Genomic DNA, 276 nt, shown 5'->3' on the forward strand with positions numbered 1-276 from the left:
GAAGAGCGCTTCCTCGAAGGCGGCACGGTGCTGCTTTCGGTGATGGATGTTCTCAACCGTTTGCTGAATTCCCTCGATAACATCACCAAGGCACTCGACAACAATGAGTCGAGCAATGCCGATGCCGATTTGCGCGCGACCGTCGAGAGCCTGACGGCCCTGCCGGTGACCGAACAGGCCCGCCAGAACGCCCTGACGGTCCTCGCCCAGACCGGCAGCGATCTGCACAAGCACATTGCGGAAATGCAGGAGACCATGCGCTACCTGCGGACCTTT

Annotated in this window: 1 protein-coding gene; it reads left to right on the plus strand. The window is 60.1% G+C overall.

The annotated features are described in order from the left end of the window. The coding region (locus SCA31_RS23255) for a hypothetical protein (RefSeq protein WP_410699392.1) at nucleotides 1-276 on the plus strand (276 nt) is incomplete at both ends.

Source organism: Chryseobacterium sp. SIMBA_028, assembly GCF_046535285.1.
Lineage (GTDB): Bacteria > Bacteroidota > Bacteroidia > Flavobacteriales > Weeksellaceae > Chryseobacterium.